An 18,131-nucleotide genomic window follows, 5' to 3' on the forward strand; every position below is an offset into this window, starting at 1 on the left:
GCGAGGAAGATGGCGCCGATGGTGACGAAGGCGACATCGGGCGAATTGATCAGGAAGGCGACGATGTAGTGCGGGCTGACCGCCCACAGGATTTCCGGGTCGGCGATGATCTGGTTGAGACCGGAAAGGCCGATCGCCAGGAACCATACAGCGGTCACCGGACCGAAGACTAATCCCACCCCACCCGTGCCAAAGCGCTGCACCGCGAACACCATGGCGAGGATGACCAGGGTCAGCGGCACCACATAAGGCTGGAAAGCAGGCGTGACGACGTTCATGCCTTCGACGGCCGAAAGCACCGAAATCGCGGGCGTGATGACCGCGTCGCCGAAAAACAGCGAGGCGCCGACGATGCCGATGCCCAGGATCACCGCCGACCGCTTGGGGAAACTGCCGCGCGCTAGCGCCATTAGCGACAGCACGCCGCCCTCGCCGCCGTTATCGGCGCGCAGCACGAACATGATGTACTTGATGGTGACGATAATAGTCAGCGACCAGATGATCAGCGACAGCACGCCGAGGATATCGCCGCGCTCGGCGACATTGCCGCCCGACGACGCCACCAGCGCCTCACGGAATGCGTAGATCGGGCTGGTGCCAATGTCGCCATAGACAACGCCGAGCGCGCCTAGCATCAGCACCTTGGGGCTTTGCTGTTCGATTGCCGGATGGCTCGACTGTTCGACGGGTTCTGCCTCGCTACCAGTATTGGTAAGGACCATGGACGACACTCCGATAAGGGGCGGCCCTCTACCTTTGCTGCACTGCAATATCAAGTGCCGCAACGTAATGGCTCCGTATGCGGACCGCATTTGTTGCCGCACCGGCGGATTGTCTCATACGAAACCACGATCCCGCTCCCGGGCCATTTCCCCGACGAGACACAGGCTCAAGGGGAACCTGATGGAGGGCCAGACCGGATCAGCGATGATCTGCGGCAGGAAACGATGGCGCTGCTTGTAGCTGACGGCATATCTTTCTACTGTGTGTGTCTGCCAGACGAGTGGGCGGGCACGGAAGTGGTCGCGCTCTACTGCCAGACATGCTCGTCGAACCTGATGAAAACCTGACTTGTACACCCAGCCCAAACAGGTGCGAGGGGTCGGTCTATTACCAAAGGCTCTGAGGGCTGATGGTAGTGTGCTGAGAGTTCTGCAAATTCGCTGAGAGAGGGCGGTCATGGCAGGCTGGTGATGTTCAACGTCACCGATTCCCTGGAAGGAACGCCACCATGACCAAGACAGAAGGTAAATCGACCAGCGCTGCCGTCAAAGACATTCTGCTTTCGAACCCGGAGGGGCTGCACGAAGTGATCCGTGCGGTAATGCAGGAGGTTCTCGAGGCCGAGATGGAGGAGGCGCTGGGTGCTTCGAAGGGCGAACGCACGCCTGAGCGCCTTGGGTAACGCTCGGGTTACTACGGCCGCACCCTGGTCACCCGGGTGGGCAAGCTTGAGCTGCGGGTTCCGCAGGACCGGGCGGGTCACTTCTCCACCGAGCTGTTCGAGCGCTACCAGCGTTCGGAGCGGGCCTTGGTTGCGACGCTTGCGGAGATGTATGTCCAGGGCGTGTCGACCCGCAAGGTCAAGGCGATCACGGAAGAGCTGTGCGGTCATGCGTTCTGGGCTTCGTCGATCTCGGCCATCAACAAGCGCTTGGACGAGAGCCTGAAGGCGTTTGCCGAACGACCGCTTCAGGAGCCATTCCCCTACCTCATTCTCGATGCCCGCTACGAGAAAGTGCGCGAAGCCGGCATCGTGATGAGCCAGGCGGTGCTGATCGCGGTCGGCATCGACTGGGACGGAAGGCGCCAGATCCTGGCCGTGGAGATGGCCAATCGCGAGAGCCGCTCGGCCTGGAAGGACTTCCTCGTCGGCTTGAAACGACGCGGTCTCAAGGGCGTCGAACTGGCCGTGTCCGACGACCATGCCGGCCTGGTCGCGGCGATCGGCGAGGTGATCCCGGAAGCAGCATGGCAGCGCTGCTACGTCCACTTCCTCGGGAACGCGCTCGATTAGTCAGCATTCGATACACCGAGCGCTTGGCGGAGGCCGGCGTCGAACCCTCGGTGGGCAGTGTCGGCGACTCTTTCGATAATGCTCTCGCCGAAACGATGAACGGTCTTTACAAGGCCGAGGTGATCCATCGACGCGGACCCTGGCGCTCATTCGAGGCCGTCGAGTTCGCCACGCTCGAATGGGTCGACTGCTTCAACAATCGCCGGCTGCTGGAGCCCATCGGCAACATCCCGCCGGCCGAAGCCGAGGAACGCTACTACGCCATGTTGGATGAACCAGCCATAGCCGCGTGACTCAAACAAAACGGCCTCCGAAAAGCCCGGGGCGGTTCACATCGCATTTGATGCCAACTTCATCGTATTTTCTTCGTCTTAGACGGGCTCTTTGCAGACCCACAGAGCTGGGAACCCTTTGCCATACTACAACTGTAACATCATATCGGTTTAGCAGGTCAAGCTTCGGTGGTACCCTCATTGGGTAGAATAACTACTTTGGAGGCGAGCAATGGATCGCGATAGCAAACGGGCACGCGCAGCTGCAAGATCATCTCAAGGCGTGGGGAGCAGTAGCCTCCGTGACGTTCCAGAGGGGCCATTGAGCGATGTTGCAGAACGGCTGGTAACCGCTAACCCGCGTGATACAGCGCGAAATCTTGGGGGCTTCAAAGGCCTCGGGACGCACGAGCGAACAGCCGTTCGGGGCACTCAAGCCGGGCCAGAAACTGACCTCGCGAGATTTGAAAGGCGGGCCAATCAGCTTGGACGATCAGCCATCGATCTGGCCGAGAAATTAACAGCCGGATTGGGGTACACCCCGGATGACGTAGCGTTGCAGCAAGTCAGAGCGGTCAGTAATGTATGCCATTACCTAACGCCAGGGATGCAAGATGCTATTGTTAATCGCATTGGCAACATGGAGCCGTCGTCGCAAGCTCTCGGAGCTCTTTACGTTGCGCCACACTTCAGTAAGTTTAATGACGAAAATAAATCTCGCATTCTTGATCAGGCCATTGGATTGGCTTCTGATCCGGATGTCAATGTCAAGTTGACAGCATCCAATGCTATTCTCAACGCGTATCACCAGTTCGACGCAAATCAACAGGCCCAAGCTCACTCAGTTCCCGGCATGCAACACATCTTGCCGCACATGCCGCCGCCGCAGCATGCAGCAGAGGAACGGAGTGCGAATCTGGACGGCCACATAGCAGGTATTGAGGCTGCAGTCCGTGATACAGTAAGCCCGCAAACCTCCTATGAACAGCTGCAGCGGGGTGCTCAAGTCGGGCAGTCCATAAGCCACACCTACAATCACGCCCGAGAGGACCTAATGGAGGCCACCAGAAGCAGAGATCGCTCCGGCCGTTGAGGTCTCGGCCATGGTACAGTGACGCTTTCTCTCCCGAATTCCGTTTACGGCCTTGCCGTTTCCAATTCGCTGGCCGTTGAGGCGCCTGCTTAGTGTAACTTTCAAAAACCACGTCTGCCGGGTGATGCGCTGCAAGCATCGCACCACCCGCTGCGGCATCGATCTGTCGAGCGGCGACATCGCGCGACGCCGGTTCGGTCTCTGAAGCACGCGCAGCATTAGCTACGGCTAATCCGGCAATGGAACAATGCTTTCAACAAAAACGACGCCCCCCAACTTGGCCATTAGCATCGCGTGCTCACTCGCCGTGGGCTTCTGTGCGGCAAGTCTTTACGCAACCTTCCGCCACGGCGGTAGCGGCGAGGCTCTGATGGCGTTTGATGTCCGTGCCTTTTGGTTTGAGACGCCCTTCTATTTGGGTTTCGCAACCCCCGTTTTCTATCGGGGCGCGGCTATCGTGCTCTCGACGTCCGCGGTCGTCTTGCTGATTCAGCAGATCGTATTGCGCCGCAAGCTCGAACACCACGGGACGGCTCGTTGGGCTCGCGTGGATGAAATGCGACGCACGGGATATCTGCGACGATACCGCGGCGTGACAGGGCCGGTGTTTGGGAAGACAAGTGGCCCTTTCTGGCCTGGCTACTACCTGACCAATGGCGAGCAGCCTCACAGCCTCATCGTTGCACCGACCCGCGCTGGCAAGGGCGTCGGCATAGTCATTCCAACGCTACTTACATTCAAAGGCTCGGTGATAGCTCTGGACGTCAAGGGGGAGCTCTTTGAGCTCACCTCGAGGGCGCGCAAAGCCGCAGGTGACGACGTGTTTAAATTCGCGCCGCTGGATTCGGAGCGGCGCACAAACTGCTACAATCCGCTGTTGGATCTTATAGCGTTGCCTCCACAGCAGCAATTCACCGAAGCCCGCCGCTTGGCCGCAAACCTGATTACGGCCAAGGGGGAGGGCGCGGAAGGTTTCGTCAGCGGCGCGCGAGATATCTTTGTCGCGGGAATCCTTGCCTGCATCGAGCGGGGCACGCCAACAATCGGCGCCGTCTATGACCTCTTCGCCCAGCCGGGGGAGAAGTTTAAGCTCTTCGCGCGACTCGCCATGGAGACCCAGAACAAAGAGGCACAACGCATCTTCGACGACATGGCGGGGAACGATACGAAAATCCTAACCTCCTACACTTCCGTGCTCGGCGATGGCGGGCTCAACCTGTGGGCGGATCCCGCTGTAAAGGCGGCCACAAGTCGCTCGGACTTTTCGGTCTATGATCTTCGCCGTCGCAGAACGTGCATCTATCTTTGCGTTGGTCCGAACGACCTTGAGGTGATCGCGCCTTTGATACGTTTGTTTTTTCAGCAAATCGTTTCAATTCTGCAGCGGTCGCTGGCCCGTCGGGATGAAAAGCACGAGGTTCTCTTCCTGCTCGACGAGTTCAAGCACTTGGGTAAGCTGGAGGCGATCGAGACCGCAATCACGACTATCGCGGGCTACAAGGGGCGTTTCATGCTCATCATCCAAAGCCTTTCGGCACTGACGGGGGCTTATGGAGAGGCTGGCAAGCAGAATTTTCTCAGCAATACCGGACTGCAAGTGTTCATGGCCACGGCTGATGACGAGACTCCGAACTACATTTCCAAGGCCATCGGTGAATACACGTTTGAAGCCAAATCGATTTCCCACAGCCAGGCGCGAACGTTCGACTGGACCATTCAGAATTCACATCAAGGTGCACCGCTATTGCGTCCCGAACAGGTTCGGCTGCTCGATGACGACTACGAGATTGTTCTTATCAAAGGTCTGCCACCATTAAAATTGAGGAAGGTGCGTTATTTCTCGGATCGCATTCTGAAACGCATCTTTGAAAGCCAGACAGGCGCCCTCCCGGAGCCGGCGCCCTTGACGGGAGCAGAGGAGGCGCTCTCCGCCGAATCTCAACTCGATGACCCGCTGTGTGAATTGGCGCAGGACTTTGACGATACAGTTTGATGTGAGGCTGGTGTGGACCCCGCGAAAAAATCCATCCCGTGTAACAGCTTTGTCGCAGGTGCAGGACGCGGCTTGGAAGAGGGGCAAGCGGGCCAAGCCCGGCGAGTGGGCTTTGAGCAGCACGCGTCCGAGGCGCTCCGGCCGCTATTCGATGGTCGAGCTGACGAGCCGCCAACCAATCCAGAGGAGCTTCTGCGACTGGAACAGGGGGTCTCGCGAGGTGCTTCAGCGAGGGCAGGATCATCAAGCCGCCTCATCTTTTTCCAGCAACCCAGGGATGCCCGATGGACGGGATGACCTCAACAGAAGCGTGTCGGAGGCTTTCGCAAGCTCTGGGACGCCGGAGTTCGGGCCGCCGCCCCCAGTCTTGGCTGCCAGCCAACAGCAGATCCGCCCTTCGCCGGATGAGCTTGACCAGGGCAACCACCTGCCACACGAGTGAGTCGTCCCAACAATGAACATTCACCAGCGCTGTTGTGGCCAGCGGAGACGCAGAGGGCTGCTGAATGCGCCGCAAGCCGTCGCCATTCAGCAGCAGCTGAGCGAAATCGGCAATTCAGGCGGCCGCGTGCATATGCAGAGAGGGGCTGATGCGATCTCCAGACCGGTAGCTCTCGCCGTAATTGATCAGGCTGGTACTGTTGGAAGGCTTGATCAGCCTCGTCGCCCCAATCTCCAGCATAGCTCACTGTCACGCGGCCAACGTGCCTCCGTAGCTAACGTCTACGTCAGCGTTGAAGAAGTACCCTGCGCCACGGGATGTTTTGACCAGGCGAGGGTTGGCCGCATCAGCCTCCAGCTTTCGGCGCAAGCGCATGATTAGGACATCGATACTTCGATCGTACACCTCTTCTCCACGCACACGGCTCGCGAGCAAAAGCCGTTCTCTGGATAGCACGTTGCGGGGGTTCTCCAGAAATGCGATCAACAGATTGAACTCACATGCGGTAAGCTTGACCTCGCCACGCTCCGCACAGATCAGTCGCCGCTGCTTCACGCTGAGCTTCCAGGCCCCAAAGCGAAATGAGCGCTGCTCTCTGGTTCGCGGACTAGAAATGCGCTGGCGTAGCGCTACTCGAATGCGGGCCAGGAATTCGCGCATCCCGAAAGGCTTGGGAATGAAATCGGTTGCGCCGAGCTCCAGTGCAACCACTTTTTCCGCCTCATCAAGCCGGTCGCCGCTGATCACTATGATAGGAACATCCGATTTTGTCGCCAGATTGCGGACGATCGCAAGTCCATCCTCCCGGCCTAGGTTAAGGTCGACAACCACGAGATCGACTGGCTCACGTGAAAGAACATAGTCAAACTGCTTGCTATCGTGGACTGCGGTTACCTTCAGGGCATGCATCGTGAGATACTCGGCGATGAGGCGCCGCATTGCGGCATCATCGTCAATGACAAGAACATGTTTCAACGGCACACCTTCAATCTTGAATCCCCTTGTTAAACCTGTTGCCGAGCAACCCTGGGGCACCGACCCAGAACAGCTGCTCCTTGATACCACTCGCCGTTGCGTGCGGCCAATGTGAGGCCGTGCTCGTCCTGTTCTTTTCATCCCCAGCGAATTGACCGCACCAAGGCAGCCCGCGGCCACCAGACAGGTCCAAGCGCCGACATGACCCTGCCGTGTGGTCCTTCGCTTTTTCGCTTCGAGCTCCCCCGTTGGTGCAGGCCTGCCAATATCACTCAAGTTCGACCTCATGGATGCCAAGTTTCCTGCTATGCCCTTGCATCCTGGTCATCCTGGAGTTTGCGGACCTGGATCATCTCGATATCCTCCGGCTCGTGGATCCAGCTCGGACATGGTTGAGCAGCGCGGCGTTTGGCTTGATCGGAGAGGCGGTCGGCGGAAGAAGACCGTGATTCGCTGCAGCGGCCTTGTGCAAAATAGTGTGTCTCCTGCCAAGCCGGCTTCGTCCAAGGTGGCCGGCGGCCTCAAATGCTGTTCGGCGACCGGCAGGTCGCCGGTTGCGGTGAACGTCCGGGCTAACATTTCTCAGTTACTGCAACTCCTCCATCTTGAGCGTGTCACTATGCTTGTCCATTGCGCCGTCGGACTCCGTCAATGACGTGCGGTTATCTGCCGATGGGACTGTGCATGATCCACCCTTTGGCGGCGGCGGCCGAACAGCTGAACGAGGCTCGCACCCGGATGGGCTGCGCCGCCACGTCTTCCCGGTTGACCCTCGCCGCCGCGGATTTGCGCCTTCGAGCCAGCTTCGCGGACGAGCTCGCGTCTCAAGCAATGATCTGAGTGTGCAGGGCCGCGCATGGCTGCTCTTTAAGGACCGGCAGCATACCGGCAAAGTTGGGCCGCTTTATCGCCTTAGTCGATTCCCCACGGTGATCCCGAGCCTGAACAAGCCCGCCAAGCTCCCCATTTTAGTCCTTGGCTTGGCGCTGACAGAAGTACCATCCATGACGCCAAAGTCGCGGCCCACACTCCAGGAGCAACGGACGGCCGGGACGAGCAATCCTGTACAGGAGTCATTGTACCAAGATGCTCCGGATGTCGCTGGCTGATCGGGCCCGCGCCACCCACGCATGCGCAAGATGCTCACCCACGCTGATACGAACACGGTCTTTGCTTCAATTGAAACCGAAAAGCTGAACTTGAACATCACACAGTAACAAACCTCCCCGATAAGCGCGTGCCGAACAGGGCCAGAACCCGTCCGGCGGCTTGGAAAGGTAGGTGATAGGGAATGTTTATTGCAGCTTGGCCGCTGGCCGTCGTCCTGTTGACATCCATGTTACTCCCAGCCGAGCCCGCGCCACTTTCTCCGCGTGAGTTCCGCAGCCTGTCGCGCAAATGCGCCCCCTGGGTTGCGCCCTCCACCCTCGCCGCGATTGCCAAGATTGAAAGTGGCTTTGACACGCTGGTGGCTCATGACAACACCACAGGTGAGCAGCTTCGCTGGATAGACCACCTGGAAGCCACGCGGGGCATCAAGGAACGCCTCGAAGCACAACATTCTGTCGATGTTGGATTGATGCAGATAAACAGCAAGAACTTTGCCATGCTCAATCTTACGCCGGAAAGGGCTTTCGAGCCCTGCGCCTCGCTTTCGGCTGCCGCCCACTTGCTTGAAAGCCGGTATGCCGGCGGCACCACTGCTGTGGCCCAGCAACTGGCGCTTCGCCGTGCCATCTCGGCCTATAACACGGGCGACGTCACGCGTGGCTTCGCCAACGGTTATGTACGCAAGGTCGAGTCGGCCGCAAAGGACATCTCAAGTCTCCTTGAGCGAACGTTGGAGCCGACTGCTCGAGATGTGCCGCACCTTGAGGCACCCGGTCGGAAAGCCGTGCCGCCTCTGCTCCAGCAGAGCCAACAGGCCAATAGAAAGAAGCAGCCCAACCAAGATTCTTGGGACATTTGGGGCTCGTATCAGCCAGACCGCTCCGGGGCCGATCCCTCCGGTCCGACAGGCAGCCAGGCTGCGAAAGCACGGGAACCCGCGAACCCGAACAAACTCGTATTCGATTGAAACATGGAGATGCAATGATGACGCCACTCAAGATACTTCGTGCGCTTAAAACGCGTGTTCCTTCGCCTTTTTCCATGCTGCGCATGGCGGCTGAATATGTACCGGCCGCTGCTGCAGGCGCGGCGTGGACGGTCTTCTACAGCGGGCCAGCCGCGGCTCAGGTGACCGGAGGGACGGATCCTGCCAAGATGGTCCAGAATATCTGCACGTTCATACTTGGCCCCTTTGGACAATCACTGGCCGTGCTCGGGCTCGTAGCCATCGGTATCTCTTGGATGTTCGGTCGTGCTTCACTTGGCCTGGTTGCGGGTGTCGTTGGAGGGATCGTCATCATGTTCGGGGCCAGCTTCCTGGGCAAGGCGCTCATAGGCGGCGGCTGATGAGCGACCGGTTGGAAGTGAGCACCCTCTATGTGGCGGCGACGCGCCCCGCACTGTTTCTGGGGGTGCCGCTGACGCTGGCCGGATTGCTCATGATGTTGGCTGGGCTTGTTATCATTATCCTTCAGAACCCGCTCTACGAAATCGTTCTCGTGCCACTCTGGTTCGGAGCACGGCTGGTTGTTGAGCGTGACTATAACGCGGCAAGCGTCGTGCTGCTCTATTTGCAGACGGCCGGCAGAAGCGTGGACGGGCCGGTCTGGGGAGGCGCAAGCGTCAGCGCCAATCCGATCAGAGTGCCGAAACGCGGAAGAGGAATGGTGTAATGTTCGGCGCCAGCGGCCGGACCGAGAGGTCTGGCGAGATCTACCTTCCGTATGTTGGTCACGTAAGCGATCAGGTTGTCCTTCTGGAAGACGGATCGATCATGGCCATGGCACATGTGAACGGTGTGCCCTTTGATTTGGAAGACGCTGAGATGCGCAACTCGCGCTGCCGCGCGTTCAACACTCTCTTGCGCAACATCGCCGATGACAATGTCTCGATATACGCTCATCTTGTGAGACACAACGATGTGCCGGCGCCGGCGCCGCGCCAGTTTCAAAGTGCATTCGCTGGCAGTCTGAGCGAGGCCTACGAGCGTCGTGTGCTGTCGGGAAAGCTCTTTCGCAACGATCACTTCCTCACTTTGATCGTGTCCCCCCGCACCGCAATCGGCAAGATCGGCTTGCGGATTGCCAAGTCCCGCAGACGGAATGAGCACGATCTAGCCACCCAAATGCGGAGCCTGGAAGACCTCTGGCACATCACTGCTGGCGCACTCGGCGGTTACGGTCTGCGCCGGTTGGGCATTCGTGAGAAAGGCAACGTGCTCTTCACGGAAATCGGCGAGGCGCTTCGGCTCATGATGACTTGCCGGTTTCTTTCGGTTCCGATGGTTACCGGCTCACTTGGCGCCTCGATCTACACTGACCAGGTCATCTGCGGGAAGCGGGCGCTTGAGATTCGAAGGCCCGGGGATAGCTCCGTCGGATCATTGTTTTCGTTCCGTGAATATCCGGCGACGACGCGGCCGGGCATGCTAAATTCCTTGCTGTCCGCCAACTTCCCGCTTGTCCTGAGCCAGAGCTTTTCCTTCCTCACTCGCCCACAAGCTCATGCCAAACTAAGCCTTAAGTCCAGCCAGATGACGAGTGCCGGCGACAAGGCTCTCACCCAGATCAATGAACTTGCCGAGGCAGAGGACGCACTGGCAAGCAACGAATTCGTGATGGGTTCGCATCATCTGAGCCTGTGCGTCTATGCCGACAGCCTCAATAGCCTTGCAGATCGCGCAGCAAGTGCCCGCGCACGGCTGGCCGACGCGGGCGCCGTTATCGTCCAAGAGGGCATCGGCATGGAGGCCGCATATTGGTCCCAACTTCCGGGGAACAACAGGTGGCGCACGCGCCCGGGGGCGATCACCTCACACAATTTTGCCGGGCTCGTCTCATTTGAGAACTTCCCAAGCGGTTCCAGTTCCGGTCACTGGGGCAATGCTGTTGCGCGCTTTCGCACAAACGGTGGAACTTCTTTCGACTACATCCCCCATGAGAATGACGTCGGCATGACGGCAATATTCGGGCCCGTTGGCAAAGGCAAGACGACGCTGATGACCTTTGTCCTCGCGATGCTTGAGCAAAGCTTGGTCGGTCGCAATGGTGCGATCGTCTTCTTCGACAAGGATCGGGGTGGTGAACTGCTGGTGCGAGCCACGGGAGGGACATATCTTGCGTTGCGCAGAGGCGCTCCGAGCGGCTTGGCCCCTCTGCGTGGACTGGACAACACCTCCGCCTCCCGGGACTTTCTGCGCGAGTGGTTGATGGCCCTGATCGAGAGTGACGGCCGTGGTCCGATCTCGCCGGAGGAAAGCCGTCGGCTGGAACGCGGCATTGTTCGTCAGCTTTCGTTCGAACCCCCTATGCGCTCACTTGCGGGCCTGCGCGAGTTCCTATTGCACAGCCCCTCCGAGGGCGCAGGAGCACGGCTGCAGCGGTGGTGTAGAGGGGGGGCGCTTGGATGGGCCTTTGACGGCGACGTGGACGAAGTAAGGCTGGATGCCTCCATTACGGGCTTCGACATGACGCAGCTCCTGGAATATGAGGAGGTCTGTGCACCGGCCGCCGCATACCTTCTGCATCGAGTGGGCGCTATCGTCGATGGTCGTCGGTTCGTCATGAGCTGCGACGAATTTCGATTCTATCTACTCAACCCCCAATTCTCGGCCGTTATCGACAAGTTCTTGCTCACGGTCCGCAAAAACAACGGCATGTTGATACTCGCAACGCAGCAGCCTGAACACGTTCTGGAATCGCCTCTCGGAGCTAGTCTCGTTGCGCAATGTATGACGAAAATTTTCTACCCATCACCGACGGCGGACCGCTCTGCGTATGTCGATGGCTTGAAGTGCACTGCGCAGGAGTTCGAGGCAATCCGCCAGGGAATGGCAATCGGCAGCCGCAAGTTTTTGCTCAAGCGCGATAGCGGGAGTATTGTTTGCGAATTCGATCTTGGGCAGATGCGCGAGTACGTAGCCGTACTCTCGGGGCGGGCCAACACAGTGCGCTTTGCCGACCAGCTTCGTAACCAGCACGGAGACGCCCCAAGTGGGTGGCTCGACAAGTTCATGGCCCGGTACCACGAAGTTCAAGATTGACGGAGGAATATTCATGAAATTTGCCAAACTTGCAGTAACGACCCTTGCTGCTTCCCTTCTGCTTCACGGACAGGCCCGTTCGCAATTTATCGTCAGCGACCCTGTAACAGAAACACAAGCGACCTTAACAGCGCTTTCCAATGCGGCGATCCTTGAGAGGTCAATCGAGACGCTTGCTACCACGATTGAAATGGTGACAATTCTAACGTCGTCATTCGCTGTCACGGGACTGCTAAGCTCACTGAACCAAGGAAATCACTACCCGTCGAGCAATAAGCTGGAGGAGCAGATGTTTGATGCTCGGGCGCCAGCTTCGATTATGGCCCGTAACATTGCGAAGGACCCAAATCGGATAGTCAACGGCACCGATTCAGAAGCGAAACTGTTACAGGGACAAATCGCCGGGGCCGCCAATGCCGCAGCTATTGCAGCCGACACTTTGGGCATGATGGACAAGCGCCTTAAGGATAACGCCGGCACGCTTGGTCAGCTTTCCCGCTCGGGAAATATTATGCAGGCCACCGTGACCAACGGTCTGGTCCTCAAGCAGATTCACGATGCGATGATCCAAAATGTCCAGGCCACGAGTCTGCTGACAATGGCCACTGCACAAGGGAGCCTTCACGCCGTGGAGGAGGCCGCCACGCAGCGTCGCGAACATCAGGACACCGCTAATATGTTTAGCATCCTCCCGTAAACCACACAGAGTTCATCAGGCTCAGCTGCGCTGATCAGGGACACATCAGGCTCACGCCATGAATTTCAAAATTCCCGCGCCATTCACGACTATACACACGATCTTTCATGGGGCCTTCACGTCCGGGCTGCACAAAGTGCTTGAAAACGTCCAAGCGGCGGTCAGTGCGCCTCTGGTTGCGTGTGTCACGCTCTGGATAATAATCCAAGGCTGTCTGGTCATGCGTGGTCAAGTCGATGCGCGCGGGGGTATCTCGCGCGTAATCATGGTGTCGATTGTCGTCGCCCTTATCTTAGGGCAGGCCAACTATCAGCAGTACATTGAAGCGCTCTTCGACGACACGATTCCGAGGTTGGCTCACGACATCAGTGGCAGCGACTTGCCCTTCATCGGAATCCCCCAGAAGCTCGATCTCATGTTTGCTTCAAGCCAGTATGTCTTTCAGCTGATTGCTTCCGAAATTGGGCCTATGAACGGCCAGGACATACTTGCTTTCGAGGGAGCGCAATGGATTTTCTACGGCGCGCTGTGGACAGCGTTCGAGATCTACGATGCCGTTGGAATTCTGACGAAGGTGCTCTTGACGATCGGCCCCCTGGTCCTTGTAGGCTACCTTTTTGATCACACTCGAGACATAGCCACCAGATGGATCGGCCAACTGCTCTCGTACGGGCTGCTGCTTCTCCTCCTCAACATCGTTGCAACGATAGTAATCGCTGCCGAAGCAGTCTCGCTGGCAGCCATGCTTTTGATGATCAAATTCTCGGGCACGACAGCAGCCAAGATCATCGGGCTTTACGAGCTCGACATGCTTTTCCTAGCTGGTGACGCTCTGATCGTCGCGCTTCCGACGATTGCCAGCAGCATCGCCGGCGGCTCTTGGGGAGGTGCGAACCGACCTCTTAACAGCCTCAATCGCCACTTTGCCAAAACGGCGGGTGGCTAATCAATCGACAAGCTCGGTGCCAAAAACATGAAATATTGCCTACTTCTGTCAATCCTCGCTTTGGCCGCCTGCAAGACGAGCCATGGGCTTGCGACATGCGCGGGTGCCCCATTCCAACTGAACGTGGGACAATGGGAAACCACCCCTGAGGATCTTCAGGTCGAATGCGCGGAAGAGCCAAAGTGAAAGTCCCTGAACATGCCCTTCTGGTGGAGAGAGAAACGCTAGCCGCCCACTATAAGAAGGTGGAAGCGTTTCAAACTTCACGAGCGAAGTCTGCGCGGCGCCTGTCAAAGGCCCTGATAGCCTTTGCCGCAGCGGCGGTCCTAGGAAATGTTGCCCAGGCATTTACCATCGCTGCCATGGTCCCGTTGGCCAAGCTCGTACCTGTGTTCCTCTGGGTCCGGCCGGATGGGACCGTCGACAGCGAAGTGTCAGTGTCTCGACTGCCGGCAACCCAAGACCGAGCCGTCATAAATGCTTCGCTGTGGGAATATGTACGCCTGCGCGAGGGGTACACAGCAGATACAGCCCAATACGGCTATGACCTCGTATCCAGTTTCAGCGCGCCGGCTGTGCGACAGCAATATCAAGATTTCTTCAACTATCCGAATCCCACCTCGCCGCAAGTCACGGTGGGCAAGCGCGGCAAGCTCGAGGTCGGGCATATTTCTTCAAACGACATCAGTCCGGACGTTCAACAGATCCGTTACAAACGTACGCTTGTTGTCGATGGGCAGATGCCGATAGTGACCACCTGGACAGCTACCATCCGCTACGAGCGCTTGACGGGTCTGCCTGGGCAATCGAGGCTCACCAATCCGGGAGGTCTACTCATCACTTCCTATCAAAGCTCGGAAGATAGCGTATCGAACCTGGGCTATGTGCAGCCATGACAAAAAGAGCGTTTCTCGCGCTGGTCTGTTCGCTCTTCTTAACGATGGAAGCGTCCGCGGAAGACACACCACTTGCCGGCAAGCATGATGCGCGCATGCGCTACCTGGCTTACCGTCCTGACGAAGTGGTGCGCCTGTCTACCGCAGTGGGGGCAACGCTGGTTGTCACATTCGCGGCCAACGAGACAGTCGCAGCCGTGGCCGTTTCCAATAGCAAAGACCTGGCTGCGCTCCCGCGCGCCAACTATCTCTTTTTTAAGGCTAGCCGGATGCTCCCGCCGCAGCCGGTCATCGTGCTGGCCGAGAGTGAGTCCGGTACACGGAGATACGTCTTCAGTATTTCAACGAGAGCGATGCCAAAACTCGATGAGCAGCAACCTGACCTATACTACAGTGTGCAGTTCACCTATCCTGCTGATGAGGCTGCTGCTCAGAGAAAGGACGCAGAAAGGCGCTCGATTCTTGGTCAGGCCCGGGCGAAAGTGCTGCGCGACGAGAGAGTTCAGGATTTGTTGAATCGGCCCGCCGCAACTACCAGTCCGGACGAAAGCAATTTTCATTACGTCGCAAAGGGCGATCGATCGCTGGCGCCGCTGGAAGTTTTCGATAATGGCTTTACCACCGTATTTGGCTTCGCAAGCAATTCCCGCATACCCTCCCTCTACATTATCAATCCCGACGGCAAGGAAGCCGCTGCCAATTACACGGTCAAAGGAGACTATGTTGAAGTATCCGCAGTCGCCCGGGAATGGCGTCTGAGAGATGGCAATACGGTCTTGTCCATTTTCAACAGGGCTTATGACCCTGTGGGACGAGCGCCAGGGACCGGTACAGTGACACCCGACGTGTGGCGCGTTTTGAAAGGCCCGGCCGATGAATGAAACCGGCCCACAGTCGGGACATGATGTCCATGCCTCAGGATCGATGGTCTCGGAGCCGGCCCGCCGGCATGTTTCGGGATTGCAGAAGTTGGCCGTCGCTGCTCTTGTTCTCATCTCATCTCTATCGCTCATCTGGCTCGGCGGTCGTCCCAGCACACAAGACGAGCCAACTCAGCCAAAACCTCCAATTGTCGCCGACGCCGAGCCATTCCGCCCCGTGCCGATTGAGATTGCTCCCGAAGCTCCAGCACCCGTACAGGCGGCGCAGGCAGGAGATCCTGCGCCATCCACGCCGCCTCCGGCGCCAGCTGATCCGCCGCCGGAGGAAACACCAATTTTCGCCTACAGTGGCAGCGGTCAAATGCCCAACGACGGTCAGCGGAGCGAAGACAACCATAGGGATGCTCCCGCGACCTCGCATGAGATTTCAGACGCTGGCGATCTGACGGGGCGATTGAAGCCAGATATACAGGAGCCAAGCCGGGCCACACTTTTGCCGCACCCTGATCTCGTGATTACCCAAGGAACGATAATTCCCTGCATTTTGCAAACGGCAGTCGACACAAATTTACCGGGTTATGTGAAGTGCGTCTTACCTAAAGACGTCCGCGGCGCCACCAACAACGTGGTGCTTTTGGATCGCGGGACGACCGTGATTGGCGAGATCCAGCGTGGTCTCCAACAGGGGGATGCGCGTGTCTTCGTGCTGTGGACGCGCATCGAAACGCCTGACCATGCCCTCGTTTCGCTAGCGTCGCCGGGCGCTGACGAGCTCGGCCGCTCCGGAATGCCTGGCACGGTGGATAATCACTTCTGGCAGCGCTTTGGCGGAGCAATGCTCATGAGCGTCATTCAAGGCGCGTTTCAGGCCGCCGGTCAATACGCTGGCAGCTCAGGTGGAGGAAGCGGCATCAACAGCTTCCAGAGCAACGCCGGACAAGCCGTTGACACGACCCTTAGAGCAACGATCAACGTTCCGCCAACTCTGAAGAAAAACCAGGGAGATGCTGTATCCATCTTTGTGGCTCGGGACCTCGATTTCTCAGATGTATACGATCTTAGACCGATCGCCGTGGCGCCAGCCCCCCAACATCGCCAACGCCGGAGAGACAACAATGCGACCGGAGGCTGACCCTCAATTGCGTTTGCTTCTCAACCCTGTTTTGAAATGGCTTGAGGAGCCAAGGACCGAAGAGGTCGCTATCAACCGGCCTGGGGAAGCCTTTGTCCGACAGGCCGGCGTTTTCACGAAACATCCGCTGCCGCTATCTTATGACGATCTGGAGGACATCGCGATCCTCGCTGGAGCGCTGCGCAAGCAAGATGTCGGACCGCAAAGCCCCCTCTGTGCGACTGAGCTGCCGAACGGAGAGCGGCTGCAGATCTGTTTACCGCCCGCTGTTCCCTCAGGAACAATAAGCCTGACGATACGGCGTCCCTCAAGTCGTGTGACCGAACTCAAGGAAGTTTCTTCTCGCTACGAATACTCGCGTTGGAATCAATGGCGGTCACGAAAGGAGCGCCAAGAGCGGCAGGACGAAACGATTCTTCAGCACTACGACCATGGTGACTTGGAGCAATTTTTGCGAGCATGCGTTTGCGGGCGGCTCACGATGCTGCTTTGCGGACCTACTGGAAGCGGCAAAACGACAATGAGCAAGACTTTGATCAACGCTATACCCCCGCAAGAGAGGCTGATAAGTATCGAGGACACGCTCGAACTTGCAATCCCGCACGAGAACCATGTCCGGTTACTCTATCCGAAGGACCGAGCAAGCGTAGGTGCGGTGACAGCCGAGCAACTGTTGCAAGCCAGCTTGCGCATGCGCCCTGATCGAATATTGCTTGGCGAGATGCGCGATGATGCTGCTTGGGCCTACCTTAGCGAAGTCGTCTCCGGCCATGCGGGATCAATATCAACGATTCATGGGGCGGATCCGGTCCAAGGCTTTAAAAAGCTCTTTTCACTCGTCAAGAGCAGCCCGCAAGGAGCTGCTGTGGAAGACCACACGCTTCTTGACCTGCTGTCGGCTGCCATTGACGTCATTGTGCCGTTCAGTACCCACGGCGACGTGTATGAGGTGGGGGAGGTGTGGCTCGCCGCCGATGCCCGGCGACGCGGAGAGACAGTAGCCGACCTTCTTAACAAGCACTAAGGCTAGAGCACGTCGGGGATCGGTAAGTCTTTTGTGATACGATGGCGTAATTTGTTCAGATTGAACGTCCACTTTGATTTGAGGGAGGTGGATAATGGGAGGAGGACTGGGCGTAGACCTTCGGTCACAAGTCTGAAGTCTTCGGGCGCCCTGTCGGCGCGGCAAGTTGCGGCACGATTCGACTGGGTGTATCGAGCGCGTCCGCTGAATTGCGCGGGCGACGCTCACCGAGCTGGTGCCGATGCCTGCTTCAAAAGCGGCATCGACACCCGGCAGGTCGTACCCTTGATTTACCTAGCCGCGCTCAATGAGTGTCTTCAAAGCCGCCGAACGTGGTTCGGAATGACCGGTGGTAAGTCGGGAAGTGCCATATAGGGAATCCTCCTGGTATTGCCTCCAGGGGGTCCTCTCAATGAATAAAGCCGCACCCTTGCGACCTCAGCTGGAGTTTGCGACGCAACCCATAGGAGGATCGATGCGCAGAGAACTCGCAGGCAGAGTCGGTGGCATTGTGGGCCCGCCGACCGACGGTTTCAGCCCGCTAACAGGTCTTCACGTGTTCCATCCTCGACTATTGCAGGCGTGCGGCTTGCATGCTCCCGCGATCACCC

General features: G+C 58.1%; 15 protein-coding genes and 3 pseudogenes. 15 read left to right on the forward strand and 3 right to left on the reverse strand.

The window, feature by feature from the left end; genetic code table 11:
- Both NKI05_RS30135 and NKI05_RS30140 read right to left on the reverse strand, forming a co-directional pair.
- Window positions 1-722, reverse strand: a 722-nt coding sequence (locus NKI05_RS30135; protein ID WP_352793948.1) for a KUP/HAK/KT family potassium transporter, incomplete at its 3' end; no start/stop codon positions are given.
- A gap of 83 nt (window positions 723-805) precedes the next feature.
- Window positions 806-941 (reverse strand): annotated as a pseudogene (locus NKI05_RS30140) (IS6 family transposase); the annotation flags it as partial.
- A gap of 290 nt (window positions 942-1,231) precedes the next feature.
- Between NKI05_RS30140 and NKI05_RS30145 the strand changes: the two are divergent.
- From NKI05_RS30145 to virD4, 4 genes and pseudogenes are all read left to right on the forward strand, one after another.
- A pseudogene (locus NKI05_RS30145) lies at window positions 1,232-2,014 on the forward strand (IS256 family transposase); the annotation flags it as partial.
- Between the two features lie 2 nt (window positions 2,015-2,016).
- Window positions 2,017-2,310, forward strand: a pseudogene (locus NKI05_RS30150) (integrase core domain-containing protein); the annotation flags it as partial.
- A 301-nt stretch (window positions 2,311-2,611) separates the two neighbouring features.
- Window positions 2,612-3,382 (forward strand): hypothetical protein, encoded by a 771-nt coding sequence (locus NKI05_RS30155; RefSeq protein WP_352594796.1) that lies wholly within the window; start codon window positions 2,612-2,614, stop codon window positions 3,380-3,382.
- A gap of 247 nt (window positions 3,383-3,629) precedes the next feature.
- The gene (virD4, locus tag NKI05_RS30160; RefSeq protein ID WP_352793950.1) at window positions 3,630-5,375 is read left to right on the forward strand and encodes a type IV secretion system ATPase VirD4; all 1,746 of its coding nucleotides are present in this window, start codon (window positions 3,630-3,632) and stop codon (window positions 5,373-5,375) included.
- Between the two features lie 691 nt (window positions 5,376-6,066).
- Here the strand turns inward: virD4 and virG are convergent.
- Entirely contained in the window at window positions 6,067-6,792 is a 726-nt protein-coding gene (gene virG, locus NKI05_RS30165) for a two-component system response regulator VirG (protein WP_023685159.1), read from the reverse strand.
- Between the two features lie 1,291 nt (window positions 6,793-8,083).
- Here virG and NKI05_RS30170 point away from each other — a divergent pair.
- The 11 genes from NKI05_RS30170 (at window position 8,084) to virB11 (ending at window position 17,520) form a co-directional block, all read left to right on the forward strand.
- Complete coding sequence (locus tag NKI05_RS30170) at window positions 8,084-8,869, forward strand: type IV secretion system lytic transglycosylase VirB1 (RefSeq protein WP_352793952.1); 786 nt, start codon at window positions 8,084-8,086, stop codon at window positions 8,867-8,869.
- A 74-nt stretch (window positions 8,870-8,943) separates the two neighbouring features.
- The gene (virB2, locus tag NKI05_RS30175) at window positions 8,944-9,249 is read left to right on the forward strand and encodes a pilin major subunit VirB2 (protein WP_023673707.1); all 306 of its coding nucleotides are present in this window, start codon (window positions 8,944-8,946) and stop codon (window positions 9,247-9,249) included.
- Window positions 9,249-9,575, forward strand: a complete 327-nt coding sequence (locus NKI05_RS30180; RefSeq protein WP_023673706.1) for a type IV secretion system protein VirB3 — start codon at window positions 9,249-9,251, stop codon at window positions 9,573-9,575. Before virB2 ends, NKI05_RS30180 begins: the two co-directional genes overlap by 1 nt.
- Window positions 9,575-11,944 carry a type IV secretion/conjugal transfer ATPase VirB4 gene (virB4, locus tag NKI05_RS30185; protein WP_023694986.1) on the forward strand — a complete coding sequence of 790 codons (2,370 nt, stop codon included), beginning with the start codon at window positions 9,575-9,577 and terminating at the stop codon, window positions 11,942-11,944. The genes NKI05_RS30180 and virB4 overlap by 1 nt, the downstream gene beginning before the upstream one ends.
- 13 nt (window positions 11,945-11,957) lie before the next feature.
- On the forward strand, window positions 11,958-12,641 hold the full coding sequence (locus NKI05_RS30190; protein WP_023673704.1) for a TrbJ/VirB5 family protein: 684 nt from the start codon (window positions 11,958-11,960) through the stop codon (window positions 12,639-12,641).
- A gap of 58 nt (window positions 12,642-12,699) precedes the next feature.
- A complete protein-coding gene (locus tag NKI05_RS30195; RefSeq protein ID WP_023762840.1) occupies window positions 12,700-13,587 on the forward strand; it encodes a type IV secretion system protein in 888 nt (295 codons plus the stop codon).
- A gap of 27 nt (window positions 13,588-13,614) precedes the next feature.
- The gene (locus NKI05_RS30200; protein WP_081731114.1) at window positions 13,615-13,773 is read left to right on the forward strand and encodes a type IV secretion system lipoprotein VirB7; all 159 of its coding nucleotides are present in this window, start codon (window positions 13,615-13,617) and stop codon (window positions 13,771-13,773) included.
- Window positions 13,770-14,483, forward strand: coding sequence for a type IV secretion system protein VirB8 (locus NKI05_RS30205; protein ID WP_352793954.1), 714 nt, complete (start codon window positions 13,770-13,772; stop codon window positions 14,481-14,483). The genes NKI05_RS30200 and NKI05_RS30205 overlap by 4 nt, the downstream gene beginning before the upstream one ends.
- Window positions 14,480-15,364 carry a TrbG/VirB9 family P-type conjugative transfer protein gene (locus tag NKI05_RS30210; protein ID WP_023679588.1) on the forward strand — a complete coding sequence of 295 codons (885 nt, stop codon included), beginning with the start codon at window positions 14,480-14,482 and terminating at the stop codon, window positions 15,362-15,364. The genes NKI05_RS30205 and NKI05_RS30210 overlap by 4 nt, the downstream gene beginning before the upstream one ends.
- The gene (gene virB10, locus NKI05_RS30215; protein ID WP_023679589.1) at window positions 15,357-16,496 is read left to right on the forward strand and encodes a type IV secretion system protein VirB10; all 1,140 of its coding nucleotides are present in this window, start codon (window positions 15,357-15,359) and stop codon (window positions 16,494-16,496) included. The genes NKI05_RS30210 and virB10 overlap by 8 nt, the downstream gene beginning before the upstream one ends.
- Window positions 16,480-17,520, forward strand: coding sequence for a P-type DNA transfer ATPase VirB11 (gene virB11 / locus NKI05_RS30220; protein ID WP_023673699.1), 1,041 nt, complete (start codon window positions 16,480-16,482; stop codon window positions 17,518-17,520). The genes virB10 and virB11 overlap by 17 nt, the downstream gene beginning before the upstream one ends.
- The last annotated feature ends 611 nt before the right edge of the window (window positions 17,521-18,131 follow it).

Source organism: Mesorhizobium sp. M0771, from assembly GCF_040320155.1.
GTDB lineage: Bacteria > Pseudomonadota > Alphaproteobacteria > Rhizobiales > Rhizobiaceae > Mesorhizobium.